The following is a 17,294-nucleotide window of genomic DNA, read 5'->3' as shown; positions in this document are numbered from 1 at the left end:
CGACAACCCTAATGATGATTTTTTGTCCTAGATGTTTTCTGAGTTGGGCAGGGATGAAAAGTCTAATTCCGGATTTTCTATACTCCCTTACCATTACCATGGCGATGAGTTTTGGCGGAAATCTGGTTGAGAATTATTACGAACAGCGAATTTCCTGGATAGCGCATCCATTCAAAAGATTGATTGTGACTACAGGAACCTACTTGATCTATGCTTTTCTGGTAGCTTACCTGATTGTATTTATTTATGCCTGGATTTCTGGGGAGTTCACCCTCAATAATATTCCCTGGAGAAATGTGGCATCTTTTGCGATCATGCCTATGTACATCGCCCTGATCATCATGGCGATTTTCACGACGAGGAGTTGGTTGATCGAATGGAAGAAATCAGCTTTGGAAGCAGCACAGCTCAAAAATGAAAAACTATCGAGTCAATACCAATCTCTCAAAGATCAGCTCAATCCGCATTTTCTATTCAACTCATTAAACGTCCTTTCCAATCTGGTCTATGAAGACGCAGATAGATCGGCAGCTTTTATTCAGAAATTATCCAAGATCTATCGGTATGTGCTAGAAGCTCAAAAGGAGCAACTAATCGAGGTGAGTAAGGAGGTGGAGTTTGCAAGAAATTACCTGGAGTTGCAAAAAATAAGATTTGATGAAAGCCTTCAATACACCATAGAAATTGACTCCACCGCAGGTTTTCTTCCTCCGCTTTCGCTGCAGCTGCTGCTAGAGAATGCCATCAAGCATAATATTGCAAGCGAAGAAAAACCGCTGCTTATCCACATTTCTAGAAAAGAGAATGAACTGTGGATTAGCAATACTTTTCAGCCCAAAATTAACCTATCGGAACCTTCTACAGGCATAGGCCTAAATAATATTAAGCTCCGCTACGAGTTACTTTCCAACAAGGCTATGGAAGTGAGCCAAACCAAGGAAGAGTTCTCTGTCAAATTACCCATATTGGAAATATCCACATGAAAATTCTTGTAATTGAAGACGAAAAACCTGCAGCAAATCTGCTCATAAAGCTAATTAAGAAGCATTTTGGAGAAGTGGAAATCATTGGCAATTTTGACACCATTACAAAAACCATTCAATGGCTTCGTGAAAATTCTGCCCCTACTTTGATTTTTTGCGACATTCAATTGGCGGATGGATTGAGCTTCGAGATTTTTGAAGAGGTAAAGTTATCCACACCAATAATTTTCACAACTGCCTTTGATCAATACGCGATCAAAGCCTTTCAGGTGAATGCGATTGACTACCTATTGAAGCCCATTGATCCTGCAGAATTTTCCAGAGCTGTGGATAAGTATAAGACCAACCAAATCAAATCAACGATTGAACTGGAAATTTTGAAAGAGCTACTTTCTCCAAAGAAAAACACGTTTAAATCTAGATTTTTGGTCCGATTTGGAGAGAAGATTCAAAGTGTACCTATAGAGGAAATTTCCTTCTTCTTTAGTGAGGAAAGAGTCACTTTTCTGCAAACACAGGCTGGAAAAAAATATGTTCTTGATAGCACGCTGGAGCAGACAGAAGCTCAGGTAAATCCTGCTGAATATTTCCGCATCAATCGCAAATACCTGTGTAGAATGGAAGCGATCGACGGAATTTTCGCTTTTTCAAATAGTCGGCTGAAAGTGACTTTGAAGAATTCTACAGATTCCGATATTTTGATCAGCCGGGAAAAAGTAAGTGATTTTAAGCAATGGTTGGATCAATAATTTAGATATTCGAATTTTGTACTGTATTTTTTGGGAGATGAATAACGAAAGTGACTACGGCAGAAAACAAGAAGACTTAACCTGGCTGGAAAATCTCCAACGAAATAGCTGGGAACCTGAGGTGATTATTTCAGGTATTACACTTGCATTTCTTTTCGTATTTCCTGCAAAAGTTTATGAGTTTTCAGCCTATCTAATTCAGGAAGTCGGCACAGGATATATTGTGAGTTGGTTGATTTTAATCTATCTGACTACAGTAGTTAATGTCTTTAAGATTTTTTTCGTGGCTCACTTAGCGTTGAGGTTTGTCTGGGCAGGGTTACTTGGACTTAGTTTTGCTTTTCCAGAAGGTGTGATTCATCAGCGCCTTTTCAAAAGCGAGCAGGGTTTCAACTATCAGAATCCAAATGAAATGGTACTGAAACTGGAACGAATCTGTAGTACTACCTTTGCTTATCCGGTGTCTATGCTCATTACTTTTCTGATAATCACCATTTATTTGGGACTACTGATTTTTGTGTATGTATTATTTGATTTACCCTTTATAGTGCTAGCTATACTCACTGTACTGACCTTACTAGCGATTATTTTCAGTTCTTTTATTTTTAAGAAGAAGTCAAAATTGAAAAAATGGTTTGCAGGTACAATTTTGAATTCCATAAGTGCCATCTACCAGAGTAATCTAGGGAAGTGGTTCACGCTTTTCTATGCTGTAGGAATATTTCTTTGTGCTACACCTTTGATATTCAATGATGTAGAGGACTTTTCAATGTTCGTAAACGAAAGCAATTTGATCGAGAAGGAACTTGAATGGCCTTCTAAAGCTCACATTTTTGAGGATTATCATGACGAGACTAAGCGGTATCCCAGGGCATTTATCCCTTCGGAGGTTCTATCAGATGATGTGCTTCAACTAGGGGTGTCTAGGTATGAGGACGATGCCAAGATGGTAGATCATATCCAAAGGGAATTCAATGATCAATTAGCGAGCTTAGGCTGGCATGAGGTCAATCAATCATCGGATCTACTCCGACTTTACATAGATGAGGAGGTGGTGGAAAATGTACCATGGAGTAAGGTACGCCTTCCGATGACAGGACAGAAAATCTACCAATCATTACATTTTATTGAAGATCTTCCTAGCGGCACACATACCCTCCGAGTGGAAAAGCTAATCCTTAGCTATGATTTGGTATCAAACAAACCAGAAATCAAAAAGCTTCAAAACTGGGCAAAGTTCGAATTCATCAAACGATAACTAATTTTAGGAAGAATTAGGCAATTTATGTATTCAAAGTACTCATCACTTTATGAAAAAACACCTCGTAATCGTATTTTTGATTAGCACTTTTTCTATATCATGCACTTCCGAATCATCTCAAGAAATACCTATTCTGGATCTCAAGAACTTGATTGTTGACACCTTGTATCTGGAAAAAGATACGCTGACAAGAGATTTGGGGGAAAATTTCAGCTATTATAAGACTGATTCAGGAGAGGTATTAGTTACTTTTTTGAGTCACCAATTGCGTGTCTATAGTTATCCTGAAGGAAAACAACTGAAAAAGCAACGTTATGAAAAGGAAGGTCCTGATGGAATAGGCTCCTTCGTATCTCAATCTTTCATAGATAAGACTAGTCTATATGTGTTTTCTCAGCAGAAGGAGTTAATTAAGTGTGATTTTGAAGGAAGAGTGCTCAATCGATGGGATTTTCCTGGGGTAAGTGAAAGCCGGCAATATGCAAACTACTCAACTGCTGGAAATAACAAAGTTCGAAAATCTGGAAATGAGCTCATTTTCATTGATATCCCTTATGTATTCATGGAAGGTTTTTTAACCTACGATAAATGGGGAATGATCTTTAATACAGATAAACACACTTTTTCACATTTCAATTTCCTCTATCCAGCAGCCATTTCAGAATATGTGAATGACGATCAATTGGGCCTTTTCAGTCATATTTATATCGCTGATCAGGAAGAGCATCTGATAGGTTTTGCGATATCAGACTCCATAGCGGTGGTGAAAAATGGTGAACAAATCTGGAAATGGGCAGGAACATCTGAATCACTAGAGTTTAAAAAAGGCACCACAGTCCCAAATGGGGAATACATCGTCTTTCAGCCAGATCATTCCAGTAGCAAATATAACGGACTCGATTTTGACAGCTATGCTAATAAAATTCTAAGATGGGTACGAGTGAAAGGACCTAGACCAGAAAACAAAAAGCAAGAGAGAAATCGGCTGTTGATTTTCGATAGGGAATTAAATCGAGAAGCAGAGTTGGAATTTGAGCGCAAGGAGTTGGGAATGTACGGTTTTAATACGCCAAAGGGCTATGCGGTCAGTCTATATTCTGAAACAACCGATGATGTCACTGCCTTTGCCGTGATTGACTTTTCGAAAATAAATTCATTAGAATAGTTGATCAATAATGAATGGCAGTCTGGAGACTGCACTATTTTAGATCCAAGTCAGGAGACCTACCTACTGCATGCAGGCTTGAACCAAACTATAAACTTGAACCAAATCTCAGAACTGCGCTTTCTGCGAAATCTTTGTGAACTCTGTGGTTAAGACCTTTTCAAAAAATTCCATAAAAAAAAGCGAGACTATTCAGTCTCGCTTTTTACTAGTAGTTCGATTTCCTCTCCAGATTCATCTAAGAATCTGTATTCCGTCACGGGTAGGGAAGAATCTTTGATCAGTTTTATCCACTTATTATACTTGAAAAACCACTTTACTCTTCGGCTAATAATGCCTGTAGTGAAGTATGCGTGCAGGTAGGGATGCAGCCCTATTTGTATTTTACTCACATTCTGGATAGTAGCCATATGATCTACGTCTCTTTCCAGCTTGTCGGCGATCAGGATCGAAGCCTGAATTTTGCCGGTGCCGTTGCATGCTGGGCAAGTCTCTTTGGTCACAATATTGACCTCGGGTCTTACGCGCTGTCTGGTGATCTGCATGAGCCCAAATTTGCTCAGAGGCAAAACAGTATGCTTAGACCTGTCAGATTTAAGCTCATTATTCATCGCTTCAAAGATGGCCTTTTTGTTTTCGGCCTTTTTCATATCGATAAAATCGACTACGATGATGCCTCCCATATCCCGGAGACGGAGCTGTCTGCCAATTTCTTTAGCAGCGACCAGATTGGTTTTTAAGGCCGTTGATTCCTGGTCACTTTCCTGATTGGACTTATTACCACTGTTCACGTCTATGACGTGCAGGGCTTCTGTGTGCTCGATGATCACATACCCTCCTTGCGGAAGGCTGACCGTCTGTCCAAACAGGCTTTTGATCTGCTTTTCTATTCCAAAACTTTCAAATAGCTTGGCTTTACCGTTGTAAAGCTTGACAATTTTTTCTTTTTCAGGGGCTATAGTCCTGATGTAGGATCTGATCTGATCGTAAGTAGATTCTTCTTCTACGGTGATTGCGTCGAATGATTCGTTGAGCAGGTCTCTCACAAGTGAGGAAGCCATGCTCATCTCTCCGATTATTTTGTCGCGGCTCTTGGCTTTAAGCAATTTTGCCATTCCCTCTTCCCAATTACTGAGAAGATTGCGAAGATCTTTATCTAAGTCACTTACGGACTGACCTTCTGCCACGGTTCGGATGATTACTCCGAAATTGGCGGGTTTGATAGAATTGATAAGTCTTAAGAGACGTTTTCTTTCCTCATTGCTTCTGATCTTCTTGGATACGTTGACCGAATCCGAGAAAGGAACCAATACGAGGTAGCGACCTGGCAGAGAGAGCTCACAGGATAGTCGAGGCCCCTTCGTAGAGATGGGTTCTTTGACGACCTGAACCAGTATTTGCTGGTTTTTGGCGAGTGGATTGGAGATTTTTCCAATTTTCTCGATTTCAGGTTCGTTCGTAAAACCCTTCAAATTGTAATTGCCGTAGTTATTGTTGCGCACCATTTTGGTGAACTTCGTCAGGCTGTTGAAATTTGCCCCGAGGTCCTGGTAATGAAGAAAGGCGTCTTTCTCATAACCTACGTCTATGAAAGCTGCATTGAGCCCATTGACGATTTTGCGGACCGTACCGAGATAAATATCTCCAACTTTAAACTGATTGTCCATCCCTTCGGAATGCAACTCAACCAGGCTTTTATCTTGAAGGAGGGCAATTCGACTTCCGTTTTGAGCAGAATCGATTAACAATTCCGTACTCAAAGTTTCGTCTTATTATAATGTAAATGAACGTGTACTCAAATGACAATAAGAAGAAGTGTATTACTTCTTCTTATGTCTGTTTTTTCTTAGTCTCTTCTTACGCTTGTGCGTAGCGATCTTATGTCTTTTTCTTTTTTTTCCGCAAGGCATAGTCTTTGGATTTAGTAGTGATACAATAAATTATAGCTTGTTGAGGTAGCTGTCAATGCTTTCTAGGACGACTTCGTCTTCGGTCATCATTTTTAGTTTCTCAAACTGGGCTTTCGCTTTGTTATTTTGTTTGGCTTCGAAATAGCTTATGGCTAGGTAAAACTGCCCTTGGAAATTATCCGGATGATAGTTAATCAATTCTTCAAATCGCTCAGCGGCAAGTTTATACTGACCTGACTGCATAGATAGCAATCCCATGTTGTATAGCCCATCTTCGTTCTGGGGATCCTGCTCCAAGACTTCTCTCAGCATAGTGATTCCCTGCATCGGGTTGGGCGAGGACACATAGGTCATCGCTACTTTGGTTTTCAAATCCAATCTGGTGGGATCTTTATCCAGCACCTGTGTTAAATACTTTCGGGTCTGTTCGGCAGTGTAAGTTACTTTTTCTGGATCTAGGGCAAAGTTGAATGCTTCATAGTAAGCTTTTCCCGCCTTTTCCGCCAAGTCCATGTCTGACTGCTGATCAGCCGCCAAACTTAGGTAATATCCCGCACTATCGTACTTTCCCAGTTCTTGATAGATCGCAGCTATTTCCTCTGTAGAGGATTTAACCTCTTCTTTGGAAGTAGTCTCTGCTATCTGAAGTTTCAGCGTGTTGATCTGTAACCTTTGATCGGGACTTAACTCAGCCTCATGCATAGCCACTGCATCGGTGGAAGAAGGAGACTCACTTTCCTGAGAAATAGAATCCGCTTTACTTTCGTTGTCCACCACCACAGTAGGAAGAACATACAATCCTCCGATTGCGATGATCCCTAGTACAATAAGTATGAGTTGAGATCTTTTCATGTCAAAAACTCTTCAATCTTAGTCTTGAGGAGCTAATTCTTTGATTTTTTTGCTGTTCTTAATTTTCTCTACAAACACCTTAGAAGGCTTGAAAGCCGGGATGTAATGCTCATCGATCACAATAGCGGTGTTTTTGGAAATGTTTCGGGCGATTTTCTTAGCTCTCTTCTTATTGATGAAGCTACCAAATCCTCTCACGTAGATGTTATCGCCATCAGCCATTGAATCCTTCACTACCTTGAAGAATGCCTCAATTGCTTGTGTCACATCATCCTTTTGGATGCCTGTCTTGTCTGAAATCTTAGTGATTACTTCTGCTTTAGTCACAGTAATATTAATTTAGAAATTACGAAATAAGCTTAACAACCTATTAACCAAGTGTTTTTGGGACTGCAAATGTAAGACAACCATTGTAATTAAAAAACATATTCACAAAAATTAGCGTGATTTGTACAGTAGATACTAATTACCCATGAACCACAAAACCACTGAATATCAGGCTTTTTCACATCAAATAATATCTTGGTATAAAGAAAATCCAAGAGATTTGCCTTGGCGAGGAACGCAAAATCCATACAAAATATGGCTCTCTGAGATCATTCTACAGCAAACCCGAGTGGCTCAGGGTTTACCTTATTATTATGCTTTTGTGGAAGCCTACCCTACAGTAAAAGACTTGGCATTGGCACCGGAGGAAGAAGTCCTGAGACTGTGGCAGGGACTGGGATATTATAGCAGGGCGAGGAATCTTCATGCTTGCGCAAAAAATATCTGGTTCGATATGGGCGGTGTGTTTCCTAAAACATACGACGACCTCCTTAAACTAAAAGGAGTTGGAAGCTACACTGCATCGGCCATTGCTAGCTTTGCCTATGGAGAAGTGAAAGCCGTCGTGGATGGAAATGTCTTTCGTGTTTTAGCCCGATACTTCGGAATAGAAACCGATATAGCAAGCTCCAAAGCCAAAAAGGAATTTGAAACATTAGCCAATCAAATTATTCCTGAAGATCAGCCTGGGGAATTCAACCAAGCGATGATGGATTTTGGTGCACGTCTATGTACTCCCAAAAATCCCAACTGCGAATTCTGTCCCTTGAAGACCTCTTGTTTTGCTTTGACTCATTCGATGGTATCAGATCTTCCCGTGAAAATCAATAAAGTCAAGATCCGGGAGCGGCATTTCCATTATTACGTCATCACCTGTGGAGAAAAATGGGTCTGGAAAAAAAGAACATCTGGAGATATTTGGGAAGGCTTGCATGATTTTCCGCAAAGTGAATCCATGGCTGATCAACAGGACAAAGTTCTTGAGATTCCCTTGAAAAAATCTAAACAGCTAAAACCCTTTCCAAAAAATTACCGACACATTCTCTCACATCAACGACTAAACGCTGTATTTTCAAAAGTGGAAATTGAAGAAGATAATTTGGCAGACCTTGAGAATTGGTGTGCTACGGAAGGTTTTTTACTAGTGGAAGAAAAGCAAATTGAATATTTGGCCAAGCCAAAGTTGATCGTCAATTTTTTGAACGATCAAGGGATTTGAGTACCTTCAAGTATTAGATTTTTTCAAACTTATAAAACAAACTAAACTATGGCAGGTGTAAATAAAGTAATCCTAGTGGGCAATCTTGGGTCAGACCCAGAAGTTAAGTATTTAGAAGGTGATAATGCAGTGGCAAATCTTAGCATCGCTACTACAGAAGCCTACAAAAACCGGAATGGAGAACGGGTAGAGCAAACAGAATGGCATGACCTAGAAATGTGGGGAGCTCAAGCAAAAATCGCCGAGCAATACCTCAAAAAAGGTAGTCAGATCTATGTAGAAGGTAAACTCAAAACAGACAAATGGCAAGATGACCAAGGTCAAAACCGCTACCGTACTAAAATCAGAGTGTTAAGCTTTACTATGCTTGGAGGAAAACCTGATGGTGCTCCTAGCGGAAATACTAGCACTCCACAGCAAGCAACCCAACAAAAACCTGCTTCAGCACCTCCCACTGCAGCGCCCAAAGCTCCAGAAATGGTATCTGATACAGAAGACGACGATTTGCCGTTTTAATATTCTATTCCCCTGGAAGCTATTTTCAGGGGAATTTTTTAATTTTGCATCAACCTTTGCGGTTTAATACATGGACGATCCCTATCCGAGTTACCATTTGCTCGCTCAGATTAGCTCACCTTCGGTAGGCTATCTACTTCTAAATGGTTTGCTTTTTATACTGTTATTGATTGGCTCTGCCTTGGTTTCTGGTTCAGAGGTAGCTTTTTTTTCTCTGACAAATGAAGACCTAGGTAATATCGAAGAAGATAATACCACGCGAGGCAAAAAAGTAATAGGACTAGTAGAGTCTCCTAAAAAGCTCCTGAGCACAATTCTCATTCTCAATAATCTGATTAATATTGGAATAGTCACACTCACCACTTTTGTGACATGGTCTATTTTCGGCGCGAATGCTACAGGTATTGTCATCATCCTCGTACAGACTGTAGGGATCACTTTTGCCATTGTTTTCTTCGGTGAAATAGTACCTAAGGTATATGCTAACAAAGCTAAAGTAGAGTTCAGCCTAATCATGGCTCCTACCATTACTTTTTTCAGCACGCTGTTGAAACCTATCTCCCTCTTCTTGATGGCTTTCAGTAACCTTCTGGAAAAACGCATTGAAAAGAAAGGCTACTCTTTGTCTGTCAATGAATTAAATCAGGCCTTAGAATTGAGCACCGAAGATGCACCCAATGAAGAGCGGGAGATTCTTCGTGGCATAGTAAACTTCGGCACACTCACCGTGAAGCAGGTCATGCAAAGTCGAATGGACATTACTGCCATCGATATGGAGATGGACTTCCATGAGCTGATGGACAAAATCAACAAAAGCGGCTACTCCAGAATCCCTGTTTATGCAGAGACGATTGACAGCATTCAAGGTATTTTGTACATCAAAGACCTACTGCCTTACATAGAACGAGGTGAGGATTTTGCCTGGAATGAGCTGATTCGAAAGAGTTTCTTTGTCCCAGAAAATAAGAAAGTGGATACTTTATTAAAGGACTTTCAGCTGAAGCGCGTACACATGGCTATCGTAGTGGATGAGTATGGAGGAACTTCGGGTTTGGTGACCTTAGAGGATTTGATAGAAGAGATTATTGGAGAGATCAACGATGAATTTGATGATCACGATGATATCTTCTTCCAAGAAATCGATCCTGCGACTTTCATTTTTGAAGGTAAAGTCTCCTTGAATGACTTTTCCAAAAAGCTGGAGTTGGATTCTCAGATATTTGATGATGTCAAAGGGGAGAGTGAATCACTTGGTGGATTGCTTCTTGAGCTTAATTCCAAATTCCCTAAAAACGGCACTAAGATTAAGTTTCAGGATTTTGAATTTACCATCCTTGCTGTGGATGCCCGTAGAATCAAAAAAGTAAAAGTCCATATCTATTCTTTGGACAAGGACACCCTTGGACCACACACGGACTAAAAGACTTGAAATTATAATATTCTTAATTTGCGGGTATTTTCAGAACATTATTCTTCACTCTAGAATACGAGCAGTGATTGGATGAGCAAATTTTATGAGCAACAGAAAAAAATTGAATTTTTTTTAAAATTATTTTTTCTCACCCCAAAATCTCGAGGATCTCATATTTTTTTCAGGATTTAAGTCAAAAAACACCCTATCTCTTCAAATACTGCTATAATTTTTCAGGAGTAGTTCTCATTTTTATACCTAAAAGCAAATTACCATAATTCCAAAAATCTTATATTTCTTAAATAATAAGGCATCAAAGTGGCCATTTCGTTGCCGAAATTTTAATAGGACAAATTTTTTCTGTAATTTTTGGAAATTTTGAACCTAATAAATTCTATTAAAATGCAAGAAGGTTTGTATCGATCGGAGTTTGAGCATGACTCCTGCGGTATAGGTGCGGTTGTCGATCTAAGTGCTGTACCCTCACACGAGACGATTAGTGATGCCTTATATATGCTTAGCAATATGGAGCACCGAGGAGGTCGTGGATCAGATCCTAAGACCGGCGATGGTGCAGGCGTGTTAATTCAGGTACCGCATCAGTTCCTCAAGGACATTACTGCCCGCACGGAGATTGAGCTTCCAGAAGCTGGATCTTACGGTGTAGGGATGACTTTTTTTCCAAAGAATAAGCAGCTTTTCCAAAAATCTAAAGAACTTCTCAATCAGCTGATTGAAGAATTGGATTTTGAATTGATTGGCTATAGATCTGTACCAGTGGATGAAACAGTCCCTGGATCTGGAGCATTGGAAGTGATGCCTAATATTGAGCAGCTTTTTGTCAAACACAAAAAAGGCCTTACAGGAATAGAACTGGAGCGCAAACTCTATGTGTTAAGAAACTATTCCACCTCCGAAATCAACACGAAAATTCCTGGGGTAAATCAATCCTTTTACTTTGCGAGTCTGAGCAGTCAGACACTTATCTATAAAGGACAGCTACGTACAGATCAGGTGTTGGCTTTTTACAAAGACCTTCAGAACTCTAGGATAGAATCTGCCTTTGCGATAGTTCACTCTCGCTTTTCTACCAACACCTTTCCAAACTGGAGACTAGCTCAGCCCTTCCGTTTTCTTTCCCACAATGGTGAGATCAATACGATCAAGGGTAATCTGAACAAAATGAAATCTAAGGAAAACCTCATGAAGTCGAAATATTTCACTGACGAGGAGCTTTCCAGACTGATGCCTATTACCGACAAATACAAGTCGGACTCTGCTAATCTAGATGCGATGGTAGAGCTACTCACTTTGAGTGGAAGATCTCTACCACATGCCATGATGATGCTGGTGCCAGAAGCATGGCAGGATAATGAGGTCATGGATCGTGAGAGAAAGTCATTTTATAAATTCCATGCCTCATTAGTAGAACCATGGGATGGCCCGGCTGCTTTACTTTTCACTGATGGCAAATCCGTGGGAGCTACTTTGGATAGAAATGGCCTTCGTCCTCTGAGGTATTTTATCACAAAGGATCAGCGTCTCATCCTTTCTTCGGAAGCTGGAGCTTTGCCTATTCGCGAAGCCACAATTATGGAAAAGGGCAGAATCAGTCCTGGAAGGATGCTATGGGCGGACTTAGAAAAAGGTCGCGTTCTATTCGACGAGGAAGTAAAAGGAGAAATCTGCCGCAAGCAACCTTACGAACAGTGGGTAGCGGACCAACGAATCAAACTTCGCTTGGAGGATTCCCCCAAAACGCTAGCCCATCCCTATTCCACTAAGAATATCAAAAAACAACAAACAATCTTTGGATATACTTCCGAGGAGCTCAAAGTCGTATTGAGTCCCATGGGAGATACCGCCTATGAAGCGATTGGCTCCATGGGAGCAGATACTCCACTGGCAGTGCTCTCCAAAGAAAGTCAGCATATTTCTAATTACTTCAAGCAGCTATTTGCGCAGGTAAGTAACCCACCTATAGATCCTATAAGGGAGCGATTAGTGATGTCGCTTTTCACCCGACTAGGACAAGGGCAAAACATCCTGGAAGAAAGTCCTAAGCATACCCGACAAATCCATATTTCTCAACCAGTTCTTTTGAATGAAGACCTGGAAAAAATTACAAATATGGAAGGTCAAGGCTACAGATGTGCTACCCTTTCCAGTCTTTTCTTGGCAGATCATGCACCGGGAAGATTATTGGAAGCGCTCGACAAGATTTGTGATGAGGCAGAAAAAGCAATAGCTGAAGGCAAAAATATCATCATAATTTCTGATCGAAACAGCACAGAGGAATATGCGCCTATCCCATCACTATTGGCAATAGGAGCAGTCCACCATCACTTAGTGAAGAAGAAAATCCGGACTAGTGCAGGCTTAGTATTGGAATCTGGAGATATCAGAGAAACACATCATTTCGCAACTGCGATTGGTTACGGAGCCTCAGCTATCAATCCTTACATGGCATTGGAATCACTTCTTGATTTATTTGAACAAGGTAAATTACCTAATGCTGAAAATCAGAAAAAACTATTCTCAAATTATCAAGCAGCCATAGGTAAAGGACTACTGAAAGTGCTCTCCAAAATGGGTATCAGTACGCTTCAATCGTATCAAAGTGCTCAGATTTTCGAAGCATTGGGACTTGGTCCGGATGTGATCGATCGATGCTTCAAAGGCACAATATCCAGAATATCAGGGATTTCCTTCAACGAATTGGCAGAGGAAGTTTTGATACGACATAGAGCTGCATACGGGACAGAATCTCCTGTCTTAGAACAAGGCGGGGTTTATCAATGGAAAAGAAGAGGTGAGAAACATCTATTCAATCCAGAGACAATTCACCTACTCCAAAAATCCACGCGCCTAAATGATTTTGGGATGTACAAGAAATTCGCATCCAAAATCAACGAGCAAAGCAAAGATGCCTTGACTTTAAGAGGCTTGTTTGAATTCAAAAAGAGAATTTCCGTTCCGATAGACGAAGTAGAACCAGCATCTTCCATTATGCGAAGGTTTGCTACAGGTGCGATGTCTTTCGGCTCGATTTCTCACGAAGCACATGCTACACTGGCGATAGCCATGAACAGAATAGGTGCTAAAAGTAACTCAGGTGAAGGAGGAGAAGATGAGATTCGTTTTGCCAAAAAAGAAAATGGAGACTGGGAACGCTCAGCGATCAAGCAGGTGGCTTCGGGTAGATTCGGAGTTACCAGTAATTACCTAACCAATGCTGCCGAACTACAGATCAAGATGGCTCAGGGAGCAAAACCTGGCGAAGGCGGACAGCTACCTGGTCATAAAGTAGATGATTGGATCGGTAGAGTAAGACACTCCACTCCTGGAGTAGGGCTGATCTCACCTCCACCGCATCACGATATTTATTCGATTGAAGATTTGGCTCAGCTGATTTTCGATTTGAAAAATGCGAATAGAAAAGCTAGGATCAACGTAAAATTAGTTTCACAAGCAGGTGTAGGCACTGTAGCAGCCGGTGTGGCAAAAGCCATGGCTGATGTGATTTTGATCTCTGGAGCAGATGGAGGCACTGGGGCATCTCCGCTTAGCTCAATCCGCCATGCTGGATTGCCTTGGGAGCTTGGACTATCGGAAGCTCATCAGACTCTAGTCAAAAACAACTTGCGTAGCCGAGTGGTGCTTCAAACCGACGGACAACTCCGAACTGGACGTGACCTCGCAATTGCTACCTTATTAGGTGCAGAGGAGTGGGGAATTTCTACTGCCGCTTTGGTAGTGGAAGGATGCATCATGATGAGAAAATGCCACCTGAACACTTGTCCTGTCGGAATTGCTACCCAAAATCCAGACTTACGAAAGCTATTCACAGGCGATCCGGATCATGTGGTTAACTACTTCCAATTCCTCGTGCAGGATCTCCGTGAGATCATGGCATCGCTAGGATTCCGTACCGTTGATGAGATGGTAGGTCAAAGCAATGTGCTTCAATCTACGGGTCATTTGAATCACTGGAAATGGGATAAAGTGGATTTGAGTCCTATTTTCCATAAAGTAGAAGTGCCAGATCATGTAGGTATTCACAAGCAGATCGATCAGGAATTTGAGTTGAAGAGAGTGTTGGATCGTCAGCTGATTAAGGCCGCACTGCCTTCATTGGAGCAAGCGATGGCTTCTTCTGGAAGCTTCCAAATCAAAAATATTGACAGGTCTGTAGGAGCCATGCTGTCCAATGAAATTTCCAAAATTTACGGTAGTCCAGGGTTGCCTGAAGACACCATCAACTTCAAATTCACTGGTTCCGCAGGTCAGACTTTCGGTGGGTTCCTGACCAAGGGAGTCAACTTCGAGCTAGAAGGAGAAGCCAATGATTACTTTGGAAAAGGTCTTTCTGGTGGAAAACTAATCATTTACCCAAGCAGAAATGCCAAATTCCGCCCTGAGGAAAATATCATTATCGGTAACGTAGCTTTCTACGGCGCCACATCAGGTGAAGCCTATATCAACGGAAAAGGTGGGGAGCGATTCTGTGTAAGAAACTCCGGCGTACAAACCGTAGTGGAAGGTATCGGCGATCACGGCTGCGAATACATGACCGGGGGATTGGTGGTAAACCTAGGAGAAATCGGCAGAAACTTCGCCGCAGGAATGAGTGGCGGTATCGCCTATATTCTCAAGGAATACATTACAGAAATCAACCCAGAACTAGTAGATGTGGATATTCTGGAAGCTGAGGATTTCAACACAATAAAGACATTCCTGAAAAGACATGTAAAACTGACCAAATCTAGTTTGGGCACAGCTTTCCTGGAGGATTGGGATAAATCGAAAGAGAAATTCATCAAGGTAATTCCGAGAGATTACAAAGCAGTACTAGAGAAAAGAGCATTAGAACAAACAAAATCATTGGTGTAAGATGGCAGCGAAAGACGGATTTCTAAAATATAAAAGAGAGACACCTACCAGTAGAGATGCAAAAGTACGTGTCAGTGACTATAAGGAAATATATGAACCCTTTGCAGGCGAAAAGCTAAACAATCAAGCAGCACGCTGCATGGACTGTGGAGTTCCATTTTGCCACAACGGCTGCCCACTTGGAAATGTGATACCTGATTTCAACGAGGCGGTATATAACAACGAATGGGAACAAGCCATCAAAATTCTGCGCAGTACAAATAATTTCCCGGAATTTACAGGTAGAATTTGTCCTGCTCCTTGTGAGGCAAGTTGTGTATTGGGTATCAATAAAGATCCTGTTACGATCGAATTGATAGAGAAAAGTATAGCAGAAAAAGCCTATGAGCTAGGATTGATTAAAGCAAACCCGCCTAAAACTAGAACTGGGAAATCAGTAGCGGTGATTGGCTCTGGGCCTGCAGGACTTGCTGCAGCTGATCAGCTGAACCAAGCTGGTCATGAGGTCACGCTATTCGAAAAAGATTCTAAGCCGGGCGGATTACTTCGCTATGGTATTCCAGATTTCAAGTTGGAAAAATGGGTGATCGATCGTCGAATCGAATACATGAAACAAGAAGGCGTGATCTTCTCCTGTGGCACTGAGATTGGCTTCAATATCAAGGCTGAAAATATCCTCAAGAACTTTCATGCTGTAGTTCTAGCTACAGGTGCAGGCCAACCGCGCGGACTCAATATTAAAGGTTCGGATGCAAAAGGCGTTCACTATGCGATGGAGTTTCTAGGTGAGCAGAACAAAGTTATATCTGGTGAAATCAAAGAAAACCCAATTTCTGCCAAAGGAAAACATGTACTCGTGATTGGCGGAGGTGATACAGGGTCAGACTGTATTGGCACGTCTAATCGACATGGAGCAGCCTCTATCACTCAGCTTGAGCTTTTGCCTAAGCCCCCACAAGTAAGAAACACCTTGAATCCTTGGCCAGAATGGCCTATGACGCTCCGCACATCTAGCTCACATGAGGAAGGTGCTGAGCGAGTCTTCTCTGTACTTACCAAAGAGTTTACTGTAAACGAAGCCGGGCAGGTAACAGGATTGAAGCTGGTGGATCTGGAATGGGTACATAAGGATGGCCGAATGGTCTTCGAAGAAATCCCTGGCACTGAGCGAACCGTTCCTTGCGACTTGGCATTCTTGGCAATAGGCTACACTGGTCCTACACAAAATGGCCTACTTGAGTCTTTTGGAGTGGAAATCATGGAAAATACTTTGCCAAAATCGAAAAATTATAAGAGTTCAAATTCCAAAGTATTCCTAGCAGGCGATATGAGAAGAGGTCAATCCTTGGTTGTTTGGGCGATATCCGAAGGAAGGGAAGCAGCTGTCAAAGTGGATGAATTCCTAATGGGGGTATCATCACTGCCACAGAAAGATGAATCGTTCTTCCAGGTGGAAGAAAAGATCGAAGGATAAAACTGAAGCTTTGACTAAAAAAAAGAAAGCCATCCGATTAGTTGGATGGCTTTTCTGATTTTAGCGGTCTCCACCGCCTCTTTTCCCTTTTCGAGGGTCACTTTCGATTTGGGCATTTGGTCTGCGACGTCGCGGATTATCGATCCGTTCAGCTTTCATTTCAGTCCACTTTACTTTCTGTTCCTCTGTCAATACGGCTTGTATTTTAGCATCTTGGGCCTTCATTTCAGCCCTTTTCGCAGTCATTTCAGCTTTTCTGGCTTCAATTTCAGCTTTTCTTTCGGCCTCCACTTTCTTGGCATACTCCACATTAATGGTCAATAACTCTTGCTTCTGAGCATCAGTGAGTGAAAGTTCTTCTGCCATTTTCTCGGTGGCGCGAGAAGCTCTTTCTTCAGCTCCTGGTCTTTCTCCTCCCCTTTTCTGAGCATAGGTACTTAAGCTGACCAAGACCAATAGTCCTGTTACATAAATCCATTTTTTCATGTTTTCTATCGTTTAGTAGTTACATGAATTAGACTAAGGTACGTCAGA

The 17,294-nt window shown here is 41.5% G+C and carries 13 protein-coding genes; 9 read left to right on the top strand and 4 right to left on the bottom strand.

What is annotated here, in order from left to right; genetic code table 11:
• Window positions 1-53 precede the first annotated feature (53 nt).
• The 4 genes from ABJH64_RS07980 to ABJH64_RS07965 are packed head-to-tail and all read left to right on the top strand — an operon-like array spanning window position 54 to window position 4,158.
• Window positions 54-983, top strand: a complete 930-nt coding sequence (locus tag ABJH64_RS07980; protein ID WP_348275582.1) for a sensor histidine kinase — start codon at window positions 54-56, stop codon at window positions 981-983.
• Entirely contained in the window at window positions 980-1,732 is a 753-nt protein-coding gene (locus ABJH64_RS07975) for a LytTR family DNA-binding domain-containing protein (protein ID WP_348275581.1), read from the top strand. Before ABJH64_RS07980 ends, ABJH64_RS07975 begins: the two co-directional genes overlap by 4 nt.
• 37 nt (window positions 1,733-1,769) lie before the next feature.
• Window positions 1,770-2,990, top strand: a complete 1,221-nt coding sequence (locus ABJH64_RS07970) for a hypothetical protein (RefSeq protein ID WP_348275580.1) — start codon at window positions 1,770-1,772, stop codon at window positions 2,988-2,990.
• Between the two features lie 52 nt (window positions 2,991-3,042).
• Window positions 3,043-4,158: a DUF4221 family protein gene (locus ABJH64_RS07965; protein ID WP_348275579.1), complete on the top strand. Its 1,116-nt coding sequence runs from the start codon at window positions 3,043-3,045 to the stop codon at window positions 4,156-4,158.
• Window positions 4,159-4,346: 188 nt separating this feature from the next.
• Here ABJH64_RS07965 and ABJH64_RS07960 read toward each other — a convergent pair whose 3' ends face one another.
• The 3 genes from ABJH64_RS07960 to ABJH64_RS07950 form a co-directional block, all read right to left on the bottom strand.
• On the bottom strand, window positions 4,347-5,918 hold the full coding sequence (locus tag ABJH64_RS07960; RefSeq protein ID WP_348275578.1) for an Rne/Rng family ribonuclease: 1,572 nt from the start codon (window positions 5,916-5,918) through the stop codon (window positions 4,347-4,349).
• A 180-nt stretch (window positions 5,919-6,098) separates the two neighbouring features.
• Entirely contained in the window at window positions 6,099-6,920 is an 822-nt protein-coding gene (locus tag ABJH64_RS07955) for a tetratricopeptide repeat protein (protein WP_348275577.1), read from the bottom strand.
• An 18-nt stretch (window positions 6,921-6,938) separates the two neighbouring features.
• Window positions 6,939-7,247: an HU family DNA-binding protein gene (locus ABJH64_RS07950; RefSeq protein WP_086540202.1), complete on the bottom strand. Its 309-nt coding sequence runs from the start codon at window positions 7,245-7,247 to the stop codon at window positions 6,939-6,941.
• Between the two features lie 145 nt (window positions 7,248-7,392).
• Here ABJH64_RS07950 and mutY point away from each other — a divergent pair, with 145 nt between their 5' ends.
• The 5 genes from mutY to ABJH64_RS07925 all read left to right on the top strand — a co-directional run bounded on the left by mutY (window position 7,393) and on the right by ABJH64_RS07925 (window position 16,760).
• Window positions 7,393-8,466, top strand: coding sequence for an A/G-specific adenine glycosylase (gene mutY / locus ABJH64_RS07945; RefSeq protein ID WP_348275576.1), 1,074 nt, complete (start codon window positions 7,393-7,395; stop codon window positions 8,464-8,466).
• 48 nt (window positions 8,467-8,514) lie between these two features.
• Window positions 8,515-8,982: a single-stranded DNA-binding protein gene (locus ABJH64_RS07940; RefSeq protein ID WP_348275575.1), complete on the top strand. Its 468-nt coding sequence runs from the start codon at window positions 8,515-8,517 to the stop codon at window positions 8,980-8,982.
• A 70-nt stretch (window positions 8,983-9,052) separates the two neighbouring features.
• The gene (gene gldE / locus ABJH64_RS07935; RefSeq protein WP_348275574.1) at window positions 9,053-10,402 is read left to right on the top strand and encodes a gliding motility-associated protein GldE; all 1,350 of its coding nucleotides are present in this window, start codon (window positions 9,053-9,055) and stop codon (window positions 10,400-10,402) included.
• A 393-nt stretch (window positions 10,403-10,795) separates the two neighbouring features.
• The gene (gene gltB, locus ABJH64_RS07930; protein WP_348275573.1) at window positions 10,796-15,286 is read left to right on the top strand and encodes a glutamate synthase large subunit; all 4,491 of its coding nucleotides are present in this window, start codon (window positions 10,796-10,798) and stop codon (window positions 15,284-15,286) included.
• 1 nt (window position 15,287) lies between these two features.
• Window positions 15,288-16,760 (top strand): glutamate synthase subunit beta, encoded by a 1,473-nt coding sequence (locus ABJH64_RS07925; RefSeq protein WP_348299483.1) that lies wholly within the window; start codon window positions 15,288-15,290, stop codon window positions 16,758-16,760.
• Window positions 16,761-16,820: 60 nt separating this feature from the next.
• Here ABJH64_RS07925 and ABJH64_RS07920 read toward each other — a convergent pair whose 3' ends face one another.
• Window positions 16,821-17,246 carry a DUF4890 domain-containing protein gene (locus ABJH64_RS07920; protein WP_348275571.1) on the bottom strand — a complete coding sequence of 142 codons (426 nt, stop codon included), beginning with the start codon at window positions 17,244-17,246 and terminating at the stop codon, window positions 16,821-16,823.
• Window positions 17,247-17,294 lie beyond the last annotated feature (48 nt).

Source organism: Algoriphagus sp., assembly GCF_039969895.1.
GTDB lineage: Bacteria > Bacteroidota > Bacteroidia > Cytophagales > Cyclobacteriaceae > Algoriphagus.
Note: the sequence above shows the minus strand (reverse complement) of the source record. Positions and strands in the feature narration are given on the sequence as shown.

Coding starts and splice junctions, on each gene's coding strand:
- ABJH64_RS07970 (WP_348275580.1), top strand. CDS start 1,770: ATGAATAACGAAAGTGACTACGGCAGAAAACAAGAAGACTTAACCTGG.
- ABJH64_RS07975 (WP_348275581.1), top strand. CDS start 980: ATGAAAATTCTTGTAATTGAAGACGAAAAACCTGCAGCAAATCTGCTC.
- ABJH64_RS07925 (WP_348299483.1), top strand. CDS start 15,288: ATGGCAGCGAAAGACGGATTTCTAAAATATAAAAGAGAGACACCTACC.
- gldE (WP_348275574.1), top strand. CDS start 9,053: ATGGACGATCCCTATCCGAGTTACCATTTGCTCGCTCAGATTAGCTCA.
- ABJH64_RS07955 (WP_348275577.1), bottom strand. CDS start 6,920: ATGAAAAGATCTCAACTCATACTTATTGTACTAGGGATCATCGCAATC.
- ABJH64_RS07940 (WP_348275575.1), top strand. CDS start 8,515: ATGGCAGGTGTAAATAAAGTAATCCTAGTGGGCAATCTTGGGTCAGAC.
- mutY (WP_348275576.1), top strand. CDS start 7,393: ATGAACCACAAAACCACTGAATATCAGGCTTTTTCACATCAAATAATA.
- ABJH64_RS07980 (WP_348275582.1), top strand. CDS start 54: ATGAAAAGTCTAATTCCGGATTTTCTATACTCCCTTACCATTACCATG.
- ABJH64_RS07965 (WP_348275579.1), top strand. CDS start 3,043: ATGAAAAAACACCTCGTAATCGTATTTTTGATTAGCACTTTTTCTATA.
- ABJH64_RS07920 (WP_348275571.1), bottom strand. CDS start 17,246: ATGAAAAAATGGATTTATGTAACAGGACTATTGGTCTTGGTCAGCTTA.
- gltB (WP_348275573.1), top strand. CDS start 10,796: ATGCAAGAAGGTTTGTATCGATCGGAGTTTGAGCATGACTCCTGCGGT.